This is a genomic window from Ohtaekwangia sp., assembly GCF_036568665.1.
Taxonomy (GTDB): domain Bacteria; phylum Bacteroidota; class Bacteroidia; order Cytophagales; family Cyclobacteriaceae; genus Ohtaekwangia.
This window is the reverse complement of record NZ_DATCSD010000292.1, coordinates 1-24,575: the sequence shown is the minus strand read 5'-3', so window position 1 is coordinate 24,575 and position 24,575 is coordinate 1. Positions and strand designations below refer to the sequence as shown.

The 24,575-nt window shown below is 44.8% G+C and carries 17 protein-coding genes; 16 read left to right on the top strand and 1 reads right to left on the bottom strand.

What is annotated here, in order from left to right:
• Both VIN08_RS15960 and VIN08_RS15955 read left to right on the top strand, forming a co-directional pair.
• Positions 1 to 397, top strand: a 397-nt coding sequence (locus VIN08_RS15960; RefSeq protein WP_331967086.1) for a hypothetical protein, incomplete at its 5' end; no start/stop codon positions are given.
• Positions 398 to 532: 135 nt separating this feature from the next.
• Positions 533 to 1,090: a hypothetical protein gene (locus tag VIN08_RS15955; protein ID WP_331967084.1), complete on the top strand. Its 558-nt coding sequence runs from the start codon at positions 533 to 535 to the stop codon at positions 1,088 to 1,090.
• Positions 1,091 to 1,170: 80 nt separating this feature from the next.
• Here VIN08_RS15955 and VIN08_RS15950 read toward each other — a convergent pair whose 3' ends face one another.
• Entirely contained in the window at positions 1,171 to 2,211 is a 1,041-nt protein-coding gene (locus VIN08_RS15950) for an aromatic ring-hydroxylating dioxygenase subunit alpha (RefSeq protein WP_331967082.1), read from the bottom strand.
• A 265-nt stretch (positions 2,212 to 2,476) separates the two neighbouring features.
• Here VIN08_RS15950 and VIN08_RS15945 point away from each other — a divergent pair, with 265 nt between their 5' ends.
• The 14 genes from VIN08_RS15945 (at position 2,477) to VIN08_RS15880 (ending at position 24,230) form a co-directional block, all read left to right on the top strand.
• Positions 2,477 to 3,631, top strand: coding sequence for a Gfo/Idh/MocA family oxidoreductase (locus tag VIN08_RS15945; protein ID WP_331967080.1), 1,155 nt, complete (start codon positions 2,477 to 2,479; stop codon positions 3,629 to 3,631).
• 153 nt (positions 3,632 to 3,784) lie between these two features.
• Complete coding sequence (locus tag VIN08_RS15940; RefSeq protein ID WP_331967078.1) at positions 3,785 to 4,837, top strand: sugar phosphate isomerase/epimerase; 1,053 nt, start codon at positions 3,785 to 3,787, stop codon at positions 4,835 to 4,837.
• A 26-nt stretch (positions 4,838 to 4,863) separates the two neighbouring features.
• Positions 4,864 to 5,304, top strand: coding sequence for a c-type cytochrome (locus tag VIN08_RS15935; RefSeq protein WP_331967076.1), 441 nt, complete (start codon positions 4,864 to 4,866; stop codon positions 5,302 to 5,304).
• A 115-nt stretch (positions 5,305 to 5,419) separates the two neighbouring features.
• Positions 5,420 to 6,130 carry a DUF1080 domain-containing protein gene (locus VIN08_RS15930; protein ID WP_331967074.1) on the top strand — a complete coding sequence of 237 codons (711 nt, stop codon included), beginning with the start codon at positions 5,420 to 5,422 and terminating at the stop codon, positions 6,128 to 6,130.
• A 96-nt stretch (positions 6,131 to 6,226) separates the two neighbouring features.
• The gene (locus VIN08_RS15925) at positions 6,227 to 9,493 is read left to right on the top strand and encodes a ThuA domain-containing protein (protein WP_331967072.1); all 3,267 of its coding nucleotides are present in this window, start codon (positions 6,227 to 6,229) and stop codon (positions 9,491 to 9,493) included.
• A gap of 23 nt (positions 9,494 to 9,516) precedes the next feature.
• Complete coding sequence (locus tag VIN08_RS15920; protein ID WP_331967070.1) at positions 9,517 to 10,368, top strand: sugar phosphate isomerase/epimerase; 852 nt, start codon at positions 9,517 to 9,519, stop codon at positions 10,366 to 10,368.
• A gap of 109 nt (positions 10,369 to 10,477) precedes the next feature.
• On the top strand, positions 10,478 to 10,846 hold the full coding sequence (locus VIN08_RS15915; RefSeq protein WP_331967068.1) for a transmembrane 220 family protein: 369 nt from the start codon (positions 10,478 to 10,480) through the stop codon (positions 10,844 to 10,846).
• 136 nt (positions 10,847 to 10,982) lie between these two features.
• Complete coding sequence (locus VIN08_RS15910; RefSeq protein WP_331967066.1) at positions 10,983 to 12,731, top strand: alpha-amylase family protein; 1,749 nt, start codon at positions 10,983 to 10,985, stop codon at positions 12,729 to 12,731.
• A 39-nt stretch (positions 12,732 to 12,770) separates the two neighbouring features.
• The gene (locus VIN08_RS15905) at positions 12,771 to 14,717 is read left to right on the top strand and encodes an alpha-1,4-glucan--maltose-1-phosphate maltosyltransferase (protein ID WP_331967064.1); all 1,947 of its coding nucleotides are present in this window, start codon (positions 12,771 to 12,773) and stop codon (positions 14,715 to 14,717) included.
• A 3-nt stretch (positions 14,718 to 14,720) separates the two neighbouring features.
• The gene (gene treS / locus VIN08_RS15900; RefSeq protein WP_331967062.1) at positions 14,721 to 18,071 is read left to right on the top strand and encodes a maltose alpha-D-glucosyltransferase; all 3,351 of its coding nucleotides are present in this window, start codon (positions 14,721 to 14,723) and stop codon (positions 18,069 to 18,071) included.
• A gap of 175 nt (positions 18,072 to 18,246) precedes the next feature.
• Entirely contained in the window at positions 18,247 to 20,211 is a 1,965-nt protein-coding gene (gene glgB, locus VIN08_RS15895; protein WP_331967060.1) for a 1,4-alpha-glucan branching protein GlgB, read from the top strand.
• 159 nt (positions 20,212 to 20,370) lie between these two features.
• Complete coding sequence (locus VIN08_RS15890) at positions 20,371 to 22,767, top strand: DUF3536 domain-containing protein (protein WP_331967058.1); 2,397 nt, start codon at positions 20,371 to 20,373, stop codon at positions 22,765 to 22,767.
• A gap of 49 nt (positions 22,768 to 22,816) precedes the next feature.
• The gene (locus tag VIN08_RS15885; protein ID WP_331967056.1) at positions 22,817 to 23,386 is read left to right on the top strand and encodes a hypothetical protein; all 570 of its coding nucleotides are present in this window, start codon (positions 22,817 to 22,819) and stop codon (positions 23,384 to 23,386) included.
• Positions 23,376 to 24,230, top strand: coding sequence for an HTTM domain-containing protein (locus tag VIN08_RS15880; protein ID WP_331967054.1), 855 nt, complete (start codon positions 23,376 to 23,378; stop codon positions 24,228 to 24,230). The genes VIN08_RS15885 and VIN08_RS15880 overlap by 11 nt, the downstream gene beginning before the upstream one ends.
• The last annotated feature ends 345 nt before the right edge of the window (positions 24,231 to 24,575 follow it).

Here is a 24,575-nt window from a genome sequence, read left to right as displayed (position 1 = left end):
GCGTACTATGAGAACAACCCTTTTGTTATTGCTTGTCGTGGCTTCGATCCATGCCGCAGCACAAATCAAACCTTCGCGCGGTAAAAATTCTCTTTTGAGTTTTTTCAGAGTAAAGGAAAGCACACTTCCTGTTGACTATCGTGCAACGCGACAGGTACTGGTTTTACGATCGCCAGCGTCTGATCCGTTGGCATCATCATCGTACTGGCAATCGGGTACTTATACTACTTACTCAGAGAACGGACGAATCCGCACTACCCACATTTTTGATATTAACGGACAGCTTCGTGAGTCACGACCTTCGGTGAGTCTTCGTAAGTCAGGAGCGTTGTCGTATCTGCGTGTTCAGTTTTCTTTTCAACGGCAGCCTACACTCTTTACTTATACTATTCATTGATAGAGCGTAACAGTTGAGCGATACGGTTTCAGACTTAACCTGCCATCCCGCTGAATAACCTGCATTTTTGCTTACCGGATTTTTCGTTTTACTTTGTTCTGTACATTTGAATTAAAGAGTCAACACATGATCAGAATGAAAAGTATTTTTTGTTTCCTGGCAGTAATGATTGCCCCCTTCTTTACACAGGCACAAGGAAATGTTGCTTATGGTAATTTTAAACTGGTGGATCAACAGATCATTTACCAAAAGGTATTTGTTGAAGACTCTGTTACCGTAACAAAAGCAGCGGAATACTATAAATCATTGCCGTATGTTTCGAACCTGGCTACGACTAACGATGAAGTAACTTTTGATTTGAATGACCTGATTGTTGACTATAAGAAATTCCAGTTCACACAGGTAGCCACACCGTCTATTATACAGACCGGTAAATATAGTGGTAAAGTTACTGTAGGTATCCGCGATGGAAAATATAGAATTACCGTAAGTGAAATTCAGTTGACTGGCGATATAGGCTATAAAAAGATCAACGAAAAAGATAAGCTTACCAATTACGCTGCGAAAAACAGCGGAACGATTATGAACCAGGAGTGGTGCAAGCCCAATACACTAGGCTTACTGGATAAGGCTCTCACTGACAAACTTCAATATATACCTCAGAATAAAAAGATCGCGAAAGACGATTGGTGAGAAATAGCTACTGGCTTCTGGTCTCTGGCTGCTAGAGGAGTGAGGAGCATGTGCGGTGTATTTCCAGCGGCCAGCAGCCACTACGTTATCCAATGCAGCATCTTTTCCTTCACAGGGTTTTCGAAAGGTGTATTGTTTTGCTGCGACATATCCCACTCGCGTTTTAATTCGTGATACCAGCGGGCCTGGGCATCGGGTTCTCCTATAAGCATCAAGGTGGGTTTGCTTTCTAAGCCTCGCTGTAATTTCTGAAATACATGAAGATCCTGGTGAATGAACTGTTTGCCTAAATATCGCAGTGGCCACCAGAGATATTTTACGAAGCTGAAAGATGCATAGAAGATGTGATTCAATTCCGTTTCATTCTCATTAATAGGAGTGAGGCATGTAATGGAAACAATCTCATGATTACCCACGCGAATATGTTCGAAGCGATTTCCTGGGAGCTGAAAATTAATCTCCGTAGACGTTTCGCCTTTAAGTATAGAGTATCCTTTTGAATTGGACGAAGGTTTATGCCTGCTCATTTTAAAACCAAGTCCGCAGGGCTCAAACTTTTTCTCTTTCAGTTTTAATTTCTTGGCTGATCGCCAGTACCACGATTGATGTACGAAGGTAACGTGCGCAGGGTCGATCAAACCAATTACCGAGTGATCGATGTTGGCAGGCATTGTTACTTTTTCAACGAACCTGAATTTTTCGGCAGCAGGAATCAACAGATCAGGCACGCGTTCTTCGGCCGCTTGCAGTTGCGTTTTGTTGCGCGGTATATAGATCCACACAGTGCCGTTGATTTCTTTACAAGGATATTTGAATACCCTGATCTTTGCACAGTCAAACTTCTCATCTGCGAGTGCAGGTATCTTGGTGCAGGCACCGGTGTGATCGAACTTCCATCCGTGATAGCAGCACTGAATTTCCTTGCCATCATACCAACCTTCAGAGAGTGGTACTCCGCGGTGCGGACAGTTGTCGCGTAAAGCAAAAGGTATATTTTGTTCATCACGACCGAATACAATTCGTTCGCCCAATATTTCTTTGGAAACGAGTTTACCACGTTTCAGAAATGAGCCGTGCATGGCAAAGTACCAGAGGTTTCGAAGAAAGAGTGATTCGGTCATTTTCAGGTAGAGGTAATCAACAAAAATAACGATTTCGGTCAGACGCTATGTGAAAGTTAAAAAGGTCAAAAAATTAAAAAATTGTAACCGCCAACGCATAACGCAATCGTTTCCGGTAATTTTATTTGTTTACTTTTCGCCTCGATAATATTTTATTGCATCAAATCTCAAACGAATGAAATGTCCATCGGATTGTCTTACCTCTTCAAGACTTTTAACGAACGACTTTTCATAAATCCATAAAACTTAACCAATCAATTAACACATGAAAAGAAAATTGCGCATGGGTATGGTGGGAGGTGGTCTGACCTCTTTTATTGGACCTGTACACCGTAAGGCAGCCGGTATTGACGGAGAAATTGAATTAGTCTGTGGAGCGTTCAGCGTGGTTCCGGGAGAGTCGAAGGCAACAGGTCAGGCATTATACCTGAACCCGAACCGGGTATATGAAACGTACCAGGAGATGTTTGAGAAAGAGTCTAAGCTGCCGGCCAGTGAGCGCATGGATTTCGTGTCGGTTGTTACACCCAATCACGTTCACTTCGGCCCATCCAAAATGGCACTGGAACATGGCTTCCATGTGATCGTTGAAAAACCTATCGCCTTCTCACTCGAAGAAGCAAAGACACTGAAGAAAGTTGTAGATAAAACCGGACTTATATTAGGACTCACGCATACGTATACAGGCTATCCGCTGGTAAAAGAAGCACGTAACATGGTTGCTTCCGGTAAACTTGGTGAGATCAGAAAAGTATTTGTAGAGTATCCGCAGGGATGGCTGTCTACTTTATTGGAAAAGTCGGGTAACGCGCAGGCTTCGTGGAGAACCGATCCGAAACAATCGGGTATGGGCGGTGCTATCGGAGATATAGGTACACATGCTGCGAACCTGGCAGAATATATTACCGGATTAAAAATTACTGAGCTCTGTGCAATGCTTAATACTGTAGTGAAAGGTCGTCACCTCGATGATGACAGTTCTATGCTGCTCCGTTTTGAAAATGGTGCTTCCGGTATATTAATGGCAACACAGGTTGCAGCGGGTGAAGAGAACAACCTGAACATTCGCATATACGGAGAGAAGGGTGGTATAGAATGGAGGCAGATGGAGCCCAATACATTGGTTGTGAAATGGCTCGGTAAACCGATGGAGATTATCCGCGCAGGACAAAGCTATTTGTCGGATGATGCCAAAGCATTTACACGCACTCCGGCTGGTCACCCCGAAGGATATCTGGAAGCTTTCGCGAATATATACCGTGCTTTCACAAAAGCTGTTCGCGAATTTAAGCCTGGCAAGAAAGTAAATTATGCTAAGTACGATTTCCCGGATGTTGAAGATGGCGTACGCGGAATGGACTTTGTTCAAACTGTAGTGAAGTCTGCCAATTCCAGCAAGAAGTGGACACCATTGAAGTAGCCACTGGCTTCTGGCCGCTAGCAACTGGAATAAAAAAATTAGCAGAAAGCTTTACGTTTAAAGCTGAAAGTAAAATGCTGATGATACGTTCCAATAGCTTGCAGCCAATAAAGCGTATAGCTTTTATTTTAAACCAAGACGCACCAAAAGGAAATGAAAACGATAAAAGGTCCTGCGATATTTCTGGCGCAGTTCATGGGTGATCAACCACCCTTTGATAATTTAAAGACAATCTGCAAGTGGGCAGCGTCCTTAGGATATATAGGTGTACAGATACCTACATGGGATCCACGTTGCATCGACTTAAAGCAAGCTGCCGAGAGTAAAGATTACTGCGATGAATGGAAAGGCATCATAGAGTCGTGTGGCTTGCAGGTAACAGAACTTTCTACGCATTTGCAAGGACAACTGGTGGCAGTACATCCTGCATACGATGATCTCTTCGATGGCTTTGCACCGAAAGAACTCCGGGGTAATCCGAAGGAAAGAACAGAGTGGGCTATTGAGCAATTGAAATATGCAGCGAAAGCCAGTCGTAATTTAGGATTGAATGCACATGCTACTTTCTCGGGTGCCTTGATGTGGCATACGGTATATCCGTGGCCGCAACGCCCTGCCGGTTTGGTAGAAGACGGTTTTGCTGCATTGGCAAAACGTTGGTTGCCGATCCTCAATGCTTTTGATAAAGCAGGCGTAGATGTTTGTTATGAGATACATCCAGGTGAAGATCTGCACGATGGTATAACGTTCGAGCGCTTCTGGGAAGCAACCGGTAAACATGAGCGTTGCAATCTGCTCTACGATCCAAGTCACTTTGTATTGCAACAACTGGATTACCTGCAGTATATAGATTTCTATCACGACTTCATCAAGATGTTCCATGTGAAGGATGCCGAGTTTAATCCTACAGGGAAGAGTGGAGTATATGGAGGCTACCAGGATTGGATCGATCGCCCCGGAAGATTCCGTTCACTGGGCGATGGGCAAGTGGATTTTAAATCCATCTTCAGTAAACTTACTCAGTATGGCTACGATGGTTGGGCTGTGCTCGAGTGGGAATGCTGCATGAAGCATCCGGAGCAGGGTGCAGCCGAAGGAGCACCTTTCATCAAGAGTCATATTATCCGTGCAACCGATAAAACCTTTGATGACTTTGCCGCTACCGGGAAAGATCAGAAATTCAACAAGAAAGTTCTAGGAATATAAACGCTACTAAAAACGAAAAACAGAAAATGAAAAAACTATTTATCCTCATCGCTTTAGTTGGTATGGCGAGCTTTTCGCTGACATCGTGCGGCTCGAAAAAAGAAGAGAAGAAAGAAGAAGCGGATGCTTACGATGATTATGAAAAAGCAGACGATAAGAAAGAAGAAGCTTCATCATCTTCTGCAGAAGACTTGATCGCACAAGGTCAGGCACTGGTTGATGCGAGTGATTGCAAAACATGCCATCATCCTACCAACAAGATCGTAGGACCTTCACACACCGATGTAGCGAAGAAGTATGAATTTACCAAAGCGAATGTAACGATGCTTGCCAGCAAGATCATCAATGGCGGAAGCGGCAACTGGGGTGAAATACCCATGTCGCCACACGCAGACATTTCGCAGGCAGACGCTGAGAAAATGGCCATGTATGTATTGTCGCTCGATGGCGAAAAACCAAAAGATTAATCAGTAGCCAAAAGGCGAACCGAATTTTTTCTACCAATCAATCAGTTAACCCGGGAATGTCCATCTTCATTTTGTTGTATGGACATTCTCTTTCATCCACTTAAACCCAAACCCGATGAAACGTTTCTGGACGCTCGCAGTGATGATGTTTATGATACTATCTGCATCTGATAGTTTTTCTCAAAACAAATTAACACCGGCTGAAGCTAAAGCCGGTTGGAAACTTCTCTTTGATGGCACTACTACAAAAGGCTGGCATGTATATAACAAGTCGTCTGATGGTACTGCCTGGAAAACTGCTGACGGAGAATTATACCTGGATAGCTCAACCAAAGATGGAAGAGGTGATTTAGTGACCGACAGTGAATATGAAAATTATGAATTGACGCTGGAGTGGAAAGTAAGCGCCTGTGCCAACAGCGGTATATTATTTAATGTAGTAGAAGATGCTAAATATGCACATGTATATTTAACAGGTCCGGAAATGCAGGTGCTGGATAACAGCTGCCACCCGGATGCTAAAATACATAAGCACCGCGCGGGAGATCTGTACGATCTGGTGCCATGCTCTACTGAAACTGTAAAGCCTGCCGGTGAATGGAATGAAGTAAAGATCATCTCTAAAAACAGTCACTATGAATTTTGGCTCAACGGCACAAAAGTAGTAACGTTCACCATGCACGATGCAGCATGGGATGAAATGGTAAAGAACAGCAAGTTCAAATCCATGCCTGATTTTGGAAAAGCAAAAAAGGGACACATCGCGTTGCAGGATCACGGCGATAAGATTTCGTTCCGCAATATCAAGATCAAAGAATTGAAATAGTATATATGCCTGGGTAACTCAACTACCCAGGCATTTTAATTTCCAAACGCCATCATGAAGCACTCCAGCATTGCTATAATATTACTGTTTTGTTTAATGTTTTCGTGTAAACAAGACAGGCCCCGTATACTCGTTTTTTCTAAAACGAAAGGATATCGTCATGAATCGATCAGCACCGGTAAAGTAAAACTTATCGAGCTTGGTGCGAAGCATGACTTTGATGTAGATACAACCGAAGATGCCAGCGCATTTACCGATGAGAACCTGAAGAAATATAGCGCGGTAATTTTCCTGAATACCACACAAGATGTACTCAACCTGCAACAGCAGGGATACTTCAAAAGATTTATACAGGCAGGCGGAGGTTTTGTAGGTATACATGCCGCTGCTGATACTGAATACGAATGGCCATGGTATGGTCGCTTGGTGGGAGCGTATTTTAAAAGCCACCCGCAGATACAGGAAGCAACCGTAAAGAAAGTAAGACCTTTTGGCCCGAATACGTTACCCGACAACTGGAAGCGTAAAGACGAATGGTATAATTACCGGAATATATCCGATAGCATTCATGTGATCTATAACCTGGATGAAACTTCGTACCAGGGCGGACAGAACGGTGAGAACCACCCGATCGCCTGGTATCATGAGTTTGATGGAGGCCGTGCATTCTATACCGGCATGGGTCACACCCATGAAAGTTATTCTGACTCACTCTATATGCAGCATGTGCTGGATGGTATACAGTATGCCATTGGTGAGAATAAACTTGATTACTCGAAAGCCACTGCCAAGGTTGCTCCCGAAGATAACAGGTTTACCAAAACGGTTCTTGACTTCAACCTCAACGAGCCAACTGAAATGGTGGTGCTGAGCGACAAGCGCATCATTTTTGTTGAACGCAAAGGCGATGTAAAGCTATACGATCCGAAAGACGGAAAAGTAAAAGTGATTAACACACTGAATATAGGCACCAAGTTCGAAGACGGGGTAATGGGTATAGCAACGGATCCGGCCTTCGATCAGAACCATTGGCTATATATATATTATGCACACCCCGAGAAGTCGGCTAATATATTGTCGCGCTTTACATTTACTGACGACAAGATTGATGTGGGTTCTGAAAAAGTAATGATCGAAGTACCTACACAACGGGAGAGCTGCTGCCACACCGGTGGTTCACTGGCGTTTGACGCAAAGGGAAATCTGTTTTTATCAACCGGTGATAATACCAACCCGTGGGAATCGAAAGGATATAGTCCTTCCGATGAACGCCCGGGAAGAGGTCCGTATGATGCACAGAAATCTTCTTCGAACACCAACGACCTGCGCGGTAAAATTCTGCGGATCCATCCTGAACCGGATGGAAGCTATACTATACCGGAAGGAAATCTCTTTGCAAAAGGAGAACCACAAACCAGACCCGAGATATATGTGATGGGTTGCAGAAACCCGTATAGAATATCGGTCGATCAAAGAACCGGAAATTTATTCTGGGGAGAAGTTGGTCCGGATGCTGGCGAACCTGATTCGCTACGCGGTCCGCGTTCGTATGATGAAGTGAACATGGCAACCAAAGCCGGTAATTTTGGATGGCCTTATTTTGTAGGGAAGAACTTTGCGTATTCCAAGTATGATTATGAAACCGGTAAAGTTGGTGCGTGGTGGGATCCTGCCAAACCGATCAACGAATCGGTAAACAATACCGGTAAGCGTGAGCTTCCTCCGGCACAACCTGCCTTGATATACTACCCCTATGCAAAGTCAGAAGAGTTTCCGATGCTGAAGGAAGGCGGACGAAACGCGATGGCAGGCCCTGTATATTACAGCGATCAGTATAAAGATATACCTACGGCATTTCCTGATTACTTTGATGGTAAACTGATTGCATACGACTGGATGCGTAACTGGATCTTCCTGGTAAGCCTGGATAAAACAGGTGCTATAGCCGACATGGAACCGTTCATGGCCGATACACAGTTCAACAACATCATTGATATGGCGTTTGGCCCGGATGGCAAACTATATATGATTGAATATGGTACCAAGTGGTTCGCGCAAAACCTGGATGCACGTTTGGTGCGCATCGATTACAACGGAGGCAATCGTACACCGGTAGCAAAACTTACTGCCGATAAAACATCAGGAGCTGCTCCACTTACGGTAGTATTCTCCAATAAAGGCAGCATGGATTATGACACGGATGATTCTTTAGCATATGTACTGGAAGTAGGAGGGAAGACCTATACTTCGCACGACACGGCATTTACGGTAACGCTGGATAAACCCGGAGTATATAACGCCAAGCTGAAAGTTACTGATGATAAAGGCAACAGCAGCACTGCTTCAACGCAGGTGTTAGTGGGTAATGAGCCTCCGGTAATTGAGGCACACATTGCAGACGGTAATAAAACGTTCTACTTCCCGGAGACAAAAGTGAAATATAGCGTGAAGGTTACTGACAAGGAAGATGGTTCATCTGCTGACGGCACGATCAGGGAAGAAGCGGTAACAGTATTGTTCGATTACCTGAAAGGATTTGATATGGCCAAAGTAGCACAAGGTCATCAGATGCCTACGGTCGAGTTACCGGGTAAAGCATTGATCGGCAAGAGCGATTGTAAATCGTGCCACATTATCGATCAGCGTTCGGCAGGCCCGAGCTATAAAGAAGTGGCTGCCAAGTATAAAACACAGACCGATGCGATTGATCGTCTTGCGGCCAAGATCATAAAAGGTGGTGCCGGAATATGGGGTGATACAGAAATGGCAGCACACCCGCAGGTAAGTGTAGAAGAGGCCAAAGAAATGGTACGATATATCTTGTCGCTCGGAGATGAGAAAGCCGCGAAAAAACTTCCGCTCAACGGAGTGGCTACTACCGGAAAAGAAAATCAGGGAGCTTATTTACTCACGGCTTCGTATCACGACAAAGGTGCCAACAATATACCTTCCATTGGCTCTACCGCCACACTGGTATTGCGCAGCCCGATGTTGAAAGCTGATCAGGCGACTGACCTTCATATAGTTCGTGTATTGAACTGGGAAGGAAATATAGCGTTCGAAAATGTGAAGCACACGGCACATGCGGCGTTTAAAAACCTGGATCTCACCGGAGTGAAAAAAGCTAAAGTATATCCTTTCCTGGCAGACGATCAGGCGGGAGGAACAGTTGAAATACATCTGGATAAGCCCGATGGAAAATTACTCGGTAAAGCCAGTGCTTCCGGTAAGGGTCTTCAGATACAAACCATTAACCTTGAACCTGCTACCGGATATCACGATTTGTATCTTGTCTTTAAAAATGAAGGTGCAAGAGACAAATCTTTGTTTTATTTTGGAGGTATTGAATTGTTGAACAAGTAGCCTATTTCTTAAATCTACAACCCATGAAAAGAAGAGAATTTGTACAAACAGCATCGTTCGCAGCTGCGGGCTTGCTTTCACTGCCAACTTTTTTGGCGGCAGGTAAAGTGAATGCCACCGGCCTCGGACTTCAACTTTACTCACTGCGCGACAGTATTCCGAATGATCCTAAAGGTGTGTTGCAAAAAGTAGCAAGCTTCGGTTATAAAGAACTGGAGACCTATAGCTATAAAGACGGCAAGATATTCGGAATGGACTTCATGGAGTTTGGCAAGTATGTGAAAAGCCTCGGCATGAAAGTTACCAGTGGTCACTATGGCTGGGATATAGTTCGCGGTAATTGGGAACAAGCTGTAAAAGATGCTAAAGCAATTGGTCAGTCCTATATGGTTGTACCCTGGATCGCAGTAGAAGAGCGCGGTTCTATCGAGAACTTCAAGAAGCTTTGCGGAGAATTGAACAAAGCCGGAGAGATCTGTAACAAGCACGGAATCCGCTTTGGTTATCACAACCACGCTTTTGAATTTGAGAAAGTAGATGGACAGGTGCCATACGATGTGATGCTTGCTGAGCTCGATCCGAAAAAAGTAAGTATGGAGATGGATATATTCTGGGTAGTAAATGCCGGATATGATCCGATCAAATACTTCGAAAAATATCCGGGCCGCTTTGAGCAATGGCACGTAAAAGATATGAACAAAGAAGATCGTAATAAGAATGCAGACCTCGGTACAGGTTCCATCGACTGGAAACCGATCTTTGCCAAAGCAAAGCAGTCAGGTCTCAAGCATTATTATGTTGAGCAAGAGTCATATCCGGGTGCGCCCATCGATAGCGTGGCAGCCTGTGCAAAATATTTGAAGACCATTCTATAATTTGTTTTTTGTTTACAGGTCAGAATGTCGGGTGATAACGCCCGACATTTTTTGTTTTATAGCGCCCGCTCTTATACATTGAAACCGGTTTTAGACTTAACGATCCATTATGCGAGTTGTCAATTTTCTGCTGGCTATCATGTTCCTCGGCTTTTCATTTCTTCAGTTGAATGATCCCGATCCGGTTATCTGGATACTCATCTATGGCGTCATGGCGGTAACCTGTATTATGGCCATGTTCGAATATTATTCCCCCAAGGTTCTGCTGGCACTCATCGTCATCTATTCGGCTTACAGTCTCCTGTATATTCCCGGAGTGATTGACTGGCTGAAGAGCGATAACCCGTCCGAACTGTTTAGTGACGTAGCAAAAATGGCGCACCCGTATATTGAAGAATCGCGCGAGTTTCTGGGACTTCTTATCTGTATAGCGGTACTGTTGATGTACTACTTTCGCTCGCGAAAAAGGCATGCATAATATACGCGGGCATTGCTTTACAAAAGTGCATTTATCGCTATAGTTCCTCTCCTTACTCATATCTAATTAGTATATTCATGTCTTTATGAGAAGAGTCCTAGTATGCCTTTTTGCAGCGGTCCTGCTGGTAAGCTGTTTGAAAAACAAAGAGAAAATTCCGTCTGTTATACCTATGGAGAAATCTTCCGGTAGAGTTGTTATCTACCAAATTATGACACGCCTGTTTGGCAACAAGACAACCGCCAACAAACCTTTCGGCACGATTGAAGAAAATGGTGTTGGCAAGTTCAATGATATAAATCCTGCAGCGCTGAAAGCGATCAAAGCATTGGGTGTAACTCATGTGTGGTATACCGGTGTGATTGAACACGCGGTGCTCACGGACTATACACGCCACGGTATACCGCTGGATGATGCCGATGTAGTGAAGGGGCGCGCTGGCTCACCGTACGCCATCAAGGATTACTACGATGTAAACCCTGATCTCGCAGCCGATGTACCCAATCGCATGAAAGAGTTTGAACTTCTGATCGATCGCACACATACGGAAGGATTGAAAGTGATCATCGACTTTGTACCCAATCACGTAGCACGTGCTTACAAGTCTGACAAGAAACCGGCTGGCGTAAAAGATCTGGGTGAGACAGACGATAATCATGTGGCGTTTAGTGCTGCTAACAATTTTTACTATCTGCCGGGACAATCATTCCAGGTGCCGCATGGCTATAAACCACTGGGGGCCTACACGTTCCCGACCCTCGATGGTAAATTTGAAGAGACACCGGCAAAAGTTACCGGTAATAATCAATTCACGGCCAGTCCTGGTATACATGAATGGTTTGAAACTGTAAAACTCAATTACGGTGTAGATATACAGAACGGCAACAAAACATTCTTCGATCCTGTGCCCGACACATGGGTAAAGATGAAAGACATTCTCCTGTTCTGGGCTTCGAAGAAAGTAGATGGTTTCCGCTGCGATATGGCCGAGATGGTGCCGGTAGAATTTTGGCACTGGGCTATACCACAAGTGAAAGCAGTAAATCCGCAGATCGTTTTTATAGCGGAGATATATAATCCTGCACAATACACGAATTATATACAGACCGGTCGTTTTGATTACCTGTATGACAAAGTGCAGCTATACGATACGTTGCGCCTGATGGTGCAGGGTAAACGCGGTACAGACGATATTCATGCTGTGCGTCAGACGCAGGAAGGTATGCACGAGAATATGCTGCACTTCCTGGAGAACCATGACGAGCAGCGTATAGCCTCACCGTATTTCGCAGGCGATCCGTGGAAAGCAGTGCCGGCTATGGTGATCAGCGCTACACTCGACAACGGACCGGTGATGCTATATTTCGGGCAGGAAGTAGGAGAGCCCGGTGCAGGCTCAGCCGGTTTTCAGAATAACGATGGCCGCACTACTATATTTGATTACTGGGGCGTGCCGGAACACCAGAAGTGGATGAATGGAGGCAAGTTCGATGGCGATTCTCTTTCGCTGGAGCAAAAGCAATTGCGCACCTTCTATAGCGATCTGCTCAACCTCGCAGCACAAAACCCGGCATTGGTATCCGGAGGATATATAGACCTTACCGCTTCCAATATAGCAGCGGGTAATTTTACCGGTCAGGTGCATGCCTTTCTGCGATATGAAGGCGAAGATCGCCTGTTGATACTGAACAGTTTTAATCCGGCACCGCTGGATATAAAAGTACATATACCGAAGGAAGCTATACAGCAGATGGGACTTGACCCGGCCACGAGTTATATAGCGCGCGACTTGTTGTGGCGCGAGGCGGAGGTAGGCTTCGATCAGAACCTGACTTTCAATCTGCACCTGAAACCCTATAGCTCATTCATCTTTAAAATCAAGTAAGATATATAGCCGGTGTGAAGCAGTAAATTATAGAATACGATGCAAGATAATAGAGGACAATCGCGGGTAATTATAGAGAATGTACAACCCCAGGTAGATGGCGGACTATATCCGGCCAAGCGCACTGTGGGCGAACGTGTAGATGTAACGGCAGATATATTCGGAGATGGTCATGATCATATCCGTGCGCAGGTATGGTATAAGAAAGAAGGAGAGGAGGCGTGGACTACGGTAGAGATGCTGCAAGTCATGAACGACAACTGGAAAGGATTTTTCCATGTGCAGCAGAAAGGACTATATCTCTTCACCGTGGTGGCATGGATCGATCATTTCGAAACCTGGTATGACGGATTTAAAAAGAAAGCCGCAGCCCATGTAGATGTAAAGGTAGAATTGCTGGAAGGTATAGCCTTCCTGAAAAAACTGGCGGACGAAAACAATAAAGAACTATTGCAGGCTGCCAAAAAACTGGAAGCGCCCTATATAGCAGCGGTGGAGTATGTATTGAGCGAAGAGTTCAAAGAGCTTGTGCATCACTATCCGCTTATTGAATACGAAACGCTCTATGAGAAAGCGTTGCCTGTAGTGGTAGAGTTTAAGAAAGCCAATTACTCTTCGTGGTATGAATTGTTTCCGCGTTCTGCATCGCTGGAAGGCAAGCATGGTACATTTAACGATGTGGTAAAGCTGCTTCCGCGTATAGCGTCTATGGGGTTTGATGTACTCTATCTTCCGCCTATACATCCTATCGGCAAGGTTAATCGCAAGGGTAAGAACAACAATGTAAAAGCTGAGCCGGGCGAACCCGGATCACCGTGGGCCATTGGCAGTGATGAGGGCGGACATAAAGCTATACTTCCCGAGCTGGGCACATTGAAAGACTATAAACACCTGATCACGGAAGCGAAGAAGTATCACATTGATATAGCGCTTGACCTGGCGTTTCAATGCGCGCCTGATCATCCGTACGTAAAAGAACATCCGCAGTGGTTCAAGCAACGTCCGGATGGCACGATACAATACGCTGAGAATCCTCCGAAGAAATACCAGGATATATACCCGTTCAACTTCGAAACAGACGACTGGATGGAGTTGTGGCAGGAATTGAAATCGGTCATTACCTTCTGGATCGACCAGGGTGTACAAATTTTCCGTGTAGATAATCCGCATACCAAGCCTATACCCTTCTGGCAATGGGCTATAGCAGAAGTGGGCAAGCTATATCCGGATATTATATTTCTGTCAGAAGCCTTTACACGTCCCAGAATCATGGCATCGCTGGGCAAGATCGGGTTTACACAATCGTATACCTATTTCACCTGGCGCAACAGCAAGGCCGAGATCATCGAGTATATGAACGAGCTGGTATATGGTCCTTCGCGAAATTATTTCCGTCCTAATTTCTGGCCCAATACACCGGATATACTTCCGTATCACCTGCAACACCAGGGAGAAAATATATTTATACTTCGCCTTGCGCTGGCGGCCACACTATCATCCAACTATGGTATATATGGTCCGGCCTATGAGTTCTACGATAATACTCCCATGCCGGGCAAAGAAGAATACTATAACTCCGAGAAGTACGAAATAAAATCATACGATTGGAAGATGACCAATCGCATGACGGATATTATCACGATCATCAACCAGGCACGCAAGAATAACGCAGCGCTGCAATCAACCTGGAATATACAGTTCTGTCATATTGAAAATCAAAATCTGCTCGCATACCTCAAAGCGACAGACGATCTTTCCAGTATTATACTCGTAATAGTAAACCTGGATCAGCATAGCCGGCAATCCGGTTACGTGCAGATACCGAAGGAACGCCTCGGTATAAAAGATCATATCAACCTGAAACTGCACGATCTGATGACGGACGAACACTATACCTGGACACAGGAGTGGAATTATGTAGAGATCGATCCATACAAAATGCCGTTTCATTTGTTTAAAGTAGAAGTACACGAATCCTATATGTAACGCATGAGCACACCGATCAAACCCGGAGAACCACTTTGGTTTAAAGACGCCATCTTTTACGAAGTATCGGTGCGCGCCTTTTACGATAGTAACGGTGATGGTATAGGTGATTTTCCGGGACTGATCCAGAAGCTGGATTACCTGGAAGATCTCGGTATAAATACCATCTGGCTGCTGCCGTTCTATCCATCGCCTCTTAAAGATGATGGCTTCGATGTAACCGATCATACCGATGTGCATCCCGACTATGGTACGCTGGCAGACTTCAAACAATTTTTAAAAGAAGCACATCGCAGAGGTATACGCGTTATCATCGAGTTGATACTCAACCATACTTCCGATCAGCATCCGTGGTTCAAGCGCTCGCGCAAGGCAAAAGCCGGTTCGCGTTATAGAGACTTGTATGTGTGGAGCGATACTCCGGATAAGTATAAAGAAGCCCGCGTTATGTTTTCGGATACCGAGGCTTCTAACTGGACGTGGGATACAGATGCACGGGCATATTACTGGCATCGCTTTTATCATCATCAGCCTGAACTGAATTTTGAAAATGCCGAAGTGCAGATGGAAATGATCAAGGTGGTTGACTTCTGGATGAAGATGGGCGTTGATGGATTTCGTTTAGGATCGGCAGCATTTCTCTTTGAAGAAGAAGGCACCAGTTGTGAGAACCTTCCGCAGACACACGTGTTCCTCAAGAAGCTGCGTGCCCATATAGACAAGAACTATAAAGATAAAGTACTCATTGCCGAAGCAAACCTGTGGCCCGAAGATGCTGCTACCTATTTTGGCGGAGGCGAAGAGTGCCACATGAACTTTAACTTTCCGTTGATGCCGCGTATGTTCCTCGCGTTGCGTACGGAAGATAGTTACCCGATCGTAGATATCATTGAGCAGACACCTGATACACCCTTCAATTGTCAGTGGGTTGTGTTTCTGCGAAACCACGATGAACTCGGGCTCGAGATGGTAACAGAAGAAGAAAAAGATTACCTGTTAAAAGCGTATGCGAGCGATGCCAACTCAAAAGTAAATACCGGTATACGCAGACGTTTGGCTCCGATGCTGAACAACGACAGACGGAAAATAGAATTACTCTATACCATTTTATTCTCATTGCCCGGGACTCCGGTAATATACTATGGCGATGAAATCGGCATGGGCGATAATATATACCTGGGCGATCGCTTCGGTGTGCGTACACCTATGCAATGGAACATGAACCTCAACGCAGGTTTCTCGGTTGCTAACCCGCAGCGATTATTTCTTCCCATCATTACCGATCCGGTATACCGATACGAATCAGTAAATGTATCGAACCAGGAAGAAAACCCTTCATCACTCTTGTGGTGGCTCAAACACGTAATGGCTATGCGCAAACGCCTGAATATATTCGGGCGTGGTACCATGAAATTTATTGAGAGTAACAACGCGAAAGTGTTGGCATTTGCCCGCACCGATGAGAAGCAACGCGTCATTGTTGTAGCAAATCTTTCCCAGTTTTCGCAGGCCGCAACACTCAATCTTTCCGAGTTCAGAGATTGCGAGATGACCGAAGCATTCAGTCAGAATCGTTTCATGAATGTGGAAGAAGGCGATTACCCGATCACGATTGGGCCTTACGGATATTTCTGGTTCCAGGCCGATACAGCGGAGAAGAAAGAGAAAGCCGATGCCAGCGGAGAGCTTCCGTTGATACGCACCGATATATCATGGGAACGTCTGCTGGATAACTATAACGAAATGCGAAACCTTGAACGGAAAATATTGCCACCGTTCATGAAGAAGTGTCGCTGGTTTGGAGGTAAAGCAAAAGTTATCAGCAAGATCGCTATACATAAAACCATTCCGATAAAGGTTGAAGGCGATACGCATTATCTCACTATTATCGAAGTGCATTATGTGCAGCGATTGCCCGAGCTATATTTCCTGCCGCTCACATTCGTTCCGTCTGATAGTATATTGGAGCGCGTAGAGTATACCGTGCAAAGTGTAGTATGCCGCGCAGAGATACAGGGGCGTTCAGGCTTTATTATGGATAGCAGCTATGATAAAGTGTTCCGCGATTTCCTCTTTATGGGGATGGAAAAAGAGATCCGCCTGAAAGATGATAGCGGTGGCGAACTTGAATTTAACTCCAGTGTATTCGCAAAACTCGGCAAGAATAAAAAAGTAGATTCCAAAATACTCAAGACCGACCAAAGCAATACTGCGATCATCTATAACGATCAATACTTTTTCAAGTTCTATCGCAAACTGGAGAAAGAGATCAATCCTGATCTGGAGATTATACGCTTCCTGTCAGAGCATACAACCTTCCAGCATTGTCCGAAGTTTGCCGGCAGTATCGAGTATCATGATAATGAAGGCAAGACGATCGTATTCGGATTATTACAGGAGAAAGTAGAGAATCAGGGCGAAGCCTGGGCCATGTCAGTAGACTCAGTAGGTCGCTTCTATGAACGCGTCATGGCGAAAGCGAAAACAGTAAAACTGCCGAAGCTCATTAACAAGTCTGCTATAAAATTTGAAGAGTCGCCCGAGATCATTCAGGAATTTATAGGGCGAGGTTTCTATGAGCGTATAGTGCGCTTAGGACAACGCACTGCCGAGATGCACCTGGCACTGGCATCCGATGCATCGAACCCAGCGTTTACTACCGAGAAGTTCAATGCCAACTATCAGCGTTCCATGTACTCATCGTTGCGTAAAATGGTGCGCGATCGCTTTAGTCTTCTCGAAACAACCATTCCGAAACTCGACCCGCAGATACAGGAGCTCGCCAAAAAAGTATTGGCACTCGAAGATAAAATTCTCGAATGCTTCAGTGAAGTATACCAGACCAAGATCAGCGCAGTAAAAACACGTATACATGGTGATTATCATTTAGGCCAGGTGTTATTTACCGGTAAAGATTTTGTGATCATCGACTTTGAAGGTGAGCCCGGATTGTCGTTCAGTGAAAGACGTTTGAAACGGAGTCCGCTGAAAGATGTAGCCGGCATGATGCGCTCCATACACTATGCAGCGTTTGGTAAAATTCTGCTCAACGAAAATTACCGCGACCGCGATCTGGAATTTTTGGAGTCGTGGGCAGAACAGTGGCAACACTACATCGGCCGTTATTACCTAGGTGCGTATATGGACCGTATGGGGATGGGCACGGTATTATCAGAAGAAGATGATATACTGCTGCGAACATTCCTTTTGGAGAAAGCGATCTACGAACTGGGCTACGAACTAAACGGCCGCCCCGACTGGACCGTTATACCGTTACGTGGTATATATTATCACATGAAGCGTTTCCAGGAAGAGAAGGAGGAGAGGAAAGAAGCGCGGAAGCTGAAAGCTTAAAGTTCAAGGTTTAGAGTTCAAGGTTAAATGTTAAAGTATATTTCAGATTCTTCTCTTTATAGCAGAATGGTTTGAATTGAAATATATCCCTTGCCCTTCCTTTCAGGAAAGGTTTTTAAAATTAAATATCCATTGATCTCCTTTTCAGAGGAGACGAAAAATAGAAAAAGAACCCATGGCAAAAAAAACGAAACAAGTGGATAATAGTGCGTTTAGTTTGTTAACAGAGTATGATATACATCTGTTCAAATCAGGCAAGCATTTCAAACTATATGAAAAACTGGGCGCGCATGTTGTTACCAATGGCGATACGGAGGGAACCTACTTTGCTGTGTGGGCACCGAATGCACGTGCGGTATCGGTAATTGGTAATTTCAATCATTGGAAAGACAATGTGCATAGACTCAATCCGCGATGGGATCACTCTGGTATATGGGAAGGTTTCTTTCCCGAAATACAGCATGGTGAGGTTTACAAGTATGCTATACATTCCAACACCGGAGAGTTTCTGGAGAAGGCAGATCCATTCGGTGCATACTTTGAAACTCCGCCTCGCACAGCTTCTATCGTATGGAAACCTAAATATGATTGGAAAGATGATGCCTGGCTGAAAGAGCGCAAGCAACGTATAGGTAAAGCTCAGCCCTATTCGGTATACGAAGTGCACATGGGTTCGTGGAGGCGCAAGGCAGAAGAGAATAATCGCTCGCTGAATTATCCCGAGCTTGCGCAAGAGTTAGTGGCGTATGTAAAAGATATGGGATTTACCCACGTGGAATTTTTACCGGTGATGGAGCACCCGTTCTATGGATCGTGGGGATACCAGATCACCGGGTACTTTGCACCCACCAGTCGCTATGGTAGTCCAGAAGATTTTATGTACCTGGTCGATAGTTTTCACAAAGCCGGTATAGGTGTAATTCTCGATTGGGTTCCTTCGCATTTTCCGGGCGATGCACACGGACTATATAAATTTGATGGAACATTTCTCTATGAACATGAAGATCCGCGAAAAGGATTTCATCCCGACTGGAAGAGCTATATATTTAACTATGGGCGCAATGAAGTGCGCTCGTTCCTCATCAGCAATGCTATATTCTGGCTCGACCGTTATCATATAGACGGGCTTCGCGTTGATGCTGTTGCCTCCATGCTATACCTGGATTATTCACGCCAGGCAGGCGAGTGGATTCCCAATCAATACGGTGGCAATGAAAATATAGAAGCCATTACATTCCTCAAGGAGATGAATGAAGTGGTATATGGTAATTATCCGGATGCTATTACAATAGCAGAAGAATCTACTTCCTGGACGGGTGTATCTCGCCCAACCTATTTAGGTGGATTGGGCTTTGGACAAAAGTGGATGATGGGATGGATGCACGATACGTTACATTACTTCAAGGAAGACTCTATACACCGGAAGTATCATCAGAATGAAATTACCTTCAGCATCATGTATGCCTTTACAGAAAACTTTATGCTGCCGCTTTCGCACGATGAAGTAGTGCATGGTAAAGGATCATTGCTGGGAAGAATGCCGGGTGATGAATGGAAGAAGTTTGCCAACCTGCGGTTGTTATTTACCTATATGTATACTCACCCCGGCACCAAGCTGTTGTTTATGGGCGGAGAGTTTGGTCAGTCGACCGAGTGGAACCATGAGAAGAGCCTGGACTGGCACTTGCTGCAGTATGATGTTCACAGCGGAGCACAAAAATTACTTCGCGACTTAAATGCTTTTTATAAAGAGGAACCAGCACTATACCTGCATGCTTTTGAACAGAAAGGTTTCCGGTGGATCGATTATGGCGATCGCGACAACAGTGTAATTGCCTATCAACGCATGGCCGATCGCCCTGAAGATATGCTTGTTATCGTTTGCAATTTCACTCCGGAGGTACGGTATCACTATCGTATAGGTGTTCCTTATCGCGGCCAGTGGAAGGAAGTATTCAATTCTGACGCAAAGCAATATCATGGCAGTGATGTAATAAATTCCGGAGTAATCGCCACTTCTCCGGTTAAATATCATGGGCAGGATTATTCCATTTCACTAACTTTACCACCGCTCGCGGTTTCTATACTGAAACTTGACAGAGCGTTACGGGAGTTTGAATTGGAAAACATCGGCACGTAATCGTTATCCGTTAGTGGTTAACAGTTAAATGTAAAAACGTCAAACTGTTAGTCGTTCATCGTTGGGTGTATATATAGTGCGAGTATATTTGACAAGAGCTCTTGTATAAGTACACCCACGCACACACCTGTAACGAGTAACGATTAACCGACAACGGATTTGGAAAAGTACATCTGTATTCACGGACATTTTTATCAACCACCCCGTGAAAATGCCTGGCTTGAAGTAATTGAAGTTCAGGACTCCGCGCACCCTTACCACGATTGGAACGAACGCATCTCTGCAGAATGCTATGGGCCCAATGCGGCTTCGCGTATTCTCAACGAGAAAGGCGTTATCAAAAATATAATCAATAATTACTCGAAGATCAGCTTCAACTACGGTGCCACCCTGCTCTCGTGGATGCAGGAGTATGATCGCGAAACATACGATGCCATCATCGAGGCCGATCGTGAAAGTATAAAAACATTCGGTGGCCACGGTTCGGCTATAGCACAGGTATATAATCATATTATACTTCCGCTCGCCAACAAGCGCGATAAAGAAACACAGATCGTATGGGGCATCCGCGATTTTGTTCATCGCTTCGGAAGAATGCCCGAAGGGATGTGGCTCGCAGAAACAGCCGTAGATATAGAGTCGCTAGAGTTACTGGCCGCCAACGGTATAAAATTTACTATACTGGCACCACGCCAGGCAAAGTCTATCCGCAAGATCGGTGAGCTGTTATGGACAGGTGTTACCACCGAGAGTATAGATACGCGAAGACCCTATAGCTGCAAGCTTCCTTCCGGTAAAAGTATAGCACTGTTCTTTTATGATGGCCATATAGCACAAGGTGTTGCCTTTGATGGCTTGCTATACGATGGTAAAAAATTTGCCGATCGTTTACTCGGTTCCTTTGATGAACGCAGCGATACGGCACAGCTTATCCATATAGCAACAGATGGCGAAACGTACGGACATCATCACAAGCATGGTGATATGGCACTCGCATATTGCCTCGATCACATTGAGCGTAATACACAATGCAACCTTACTAACTATGCCGAGTTCCTCGCTAAACATCCTCCGGTATATGAAGCGGAGATACATGAGAACAGTTCGTGGAGTTGTGTGCATGGCGTAGAGCGTTGGCGCGATAACTGTGGTTGTAATTCAGGAGGTAAACCTACGTGGCATCAGCGGTGGCGTAAGCCGTTGCGTGAAACACTCAACTGGCTGCGCGATGAACTGGCGTTGATCTTTGAACGTGAAGCATCAAATGTTTTGAAAGATCCGTGGAAAGCGAGGCAAGACTATATCAACGTAATACTGGAGCGCAGCGATGAGAACATACGGAAGTTCCTGAAAGAACATTGTCTCAAAGATGTAGAGCAGAACCGTGTACTCCGCCTGATGGAAGTGCAGCGAAATGCCATGCTCATGTTTACCAGTTGTGGTTGGTTCTTCGATGAGATATCCGGTATAGAAACAACACAGATCATGCAGTATGCATGTCGTGCAATACAATTGGTAAGTCAGATCAGCGAGACCAATCTCGAAGAAGAATTTTTACGCAGGCTGGAAACCGCTCCAAGCAATATACCGTCACTGGAGAATGGTGCGCAGGTATATAGAAAGTTTGTGCTTCCCTCTAAAACAAACCTGCAGCGTGTAGGGATGCACTATGCCGTGGCTTCTATTTTTGAGGAAGACCCGGAATCATTCCCGGTATTTAATTATACTACACAGAACGAAATCTTTATTCGTAAAGAAGCCGGAGAACAACGGCTCGTGGTAGGTGTTACCAAAGTGCGTTCGAACGTAACACGTTCGGAGAAAAAGTTTGCGTTCGCTGTTATCTATATGGGGCAGCACAACATTATCGGAAATATATCGCTGGATATGGATGCCGAGATATTTACTTCGATGCAGGCGAAGATCGTAAAAGCGTTCGAAGAAGGACGACTGGGCGACATCATCGGGTTGATGCAGACTTACTTTGGAACAGAAAAGCATACGATCTGGCAATTGTTCCAGGACGAGAAGCGCAAGGTTTTCAACCTGATCACGCAGCAAAGTATGAACGACCTGGAAGAGTCGCTGCGCAGAATCTATAACCGCGACTATCCACTGGTAAATGCGTTGGCAAACAATGATACTCCTATACCCAACGCCTATCGCACTACCTTTGAATATATACTTAATGCCGACCTGGTGCGTTGCTTTCAGACAGAAAAGATCAACATCCGCCAGGTGGAGAGAATCATGAACGAACTCTCCAAATGGAAACTGAACATTGAAGATACCGACCGTGTAGAGAGACTTGCCGGGGAAAGTATATTTAAAGAACTGAAACGCATCCATGCAGAAGGGCAGACCCTCAGACGCATTGAACGGTTGAACCGCTTATTCCCGCTGCTGCGGAATTTCAAAATATACCCGAGCCTCTATAAATCGCAGAACCTGTACTTCGAAATGTCGGTGCAGAGCAAAGAGCACAACGGTCATCCGGATGAGTGGATCAAACAATTCAGTTCATTGGGCGATAACCTCGGTGTAAAGGTAGAGTAGGGGAATAGGAACAGTTGCATTCCCCGAAGGTTATCACTATTTTTTGATCGTGAATATACCCGGACATGATGCATTCAGAAGGAGAGCAGCTCTTGCCGCCGCTGGCGTTCTGGCCATTCATGTGTTGCTGTGTATATATTTTATGGTAACACCGGCTCGTTATCCATTCCATAAAACCAAAATAGGAGCGGTATATAAACGCGTATTTCTAATCGGGCCTTTCTTTAAAGAAGAACGCATCAGTGTTTCGGCCGATCTGTATATCCGTCACAAGATGGGGAGTACGTGGTCGCCTTACTCAAACTACGGCAAGAATTTTCTCGATCGTTACTATGCATCTTCGTGGCGCTATGAGCCACTACAGCGAAATATACTGTTGCGTAACTTTGCACGGGCTGCTTACATGGCCAGCGTGAAAAAGAAGCGCCAGCCCTTGGGAAGCTCGCCTTCCTTCTGCCGGCTAAATCAATTTATACTCAAAGAGCTGATCCAATCCGATTCAGTTGACTCCGTGCAACTGGTATATATATTCCATTCTTTTGCGAAAGAACAACATACTTTTCGCACCGACACTACCTGGAACATAACCTATAACCCGCGACAAATCTGTGCTCACTGATAAGATCATATCACAGTTGTCGGCAGACTTTCATCAACAGAAGGCTGTTACAATATTTTGTAAGGCATTGGTTGTTTTTACATTGTTTCGTGTGCTGGCTCTCTGGAGTATATCGGGTACCATTGCGCAATATCAACATTTGTCGTGGCCCGGCTCTTGGTTTGGAAAATTACTCTTTCTTCCATCGGTATTGGCACACGAATATGTTACAGTTATCTATAGTATATTCTTAATACTATTAGTCGTTGGCCTGTTTATACCCTGGAGTTATTTTTCAGCTGCCGTTTTCTTCTGGATCGTAGCCAATCTATATCGTATCACGCTCCCGATAACCAGTGGCGCTGATCAGACACACTTCATGCTTTCGCTCATAGCAATTGGTTTAGCGACTGTGCCTCGTATGGATACACCGAGGTCGCACACCCTGCAAATCATTGTATACAATGCAACGGTATTGATAGCACAAGTGATTGTGGTTGGTATATATTTTCTGTCGGGGTGGGATAAGCTCATAACACCTTCGTGGCGAACGGGGGAGGCCTTTCAGTTAATAGCGAACCTGCAGCACATGATTCATCCGTTCTTTCAGCCTTTACTTACAAACACTACGGTAAATCTTGTGTTGGCCTGGTGTACGATCGCATTCGAACTGACATTTGTTATACTCGTATGGTTCAGGAGAACGCGTGTATATATACTGGCTATCGGAGTTATCTTTCACCTCATCATCGCTGTCGCACTTAATTTATATAGCTTCTCATTGATTATGATCGTGTCGTATATGATCTTCCTGAAGGATGGGGATTATGCTTTTGTACTTGCGAGGAGAGGAGTTAATCGTTAAGCGTTATCCGTTAATCGGTAACGGTTATTTGCAAATAGAAATACTTTCGAACTTTTTACTTCATTATTCGTTGATCGAAGTTCCTTGTTCGATATTCAAATTCGGTTATCCGTTAATTGTTAGTAGTTAACAGCAAAAACTTTCAGACCTTCCGTCTTCCGGACTTTATACTTCAACATTTGTTGATCGGTGTTCCTTGTTCGATATTCAAAATGCAGAAAGCTAAAAGCAGAGAGCCGTATTTACTTTCAGCTCTCCACTTTTAGCTTCTATTTTTTCTCACGTATGAATAACGAACAATAGAACAAGGAATAAAGAATGTCGAAGTACAAATCTACATTCTAA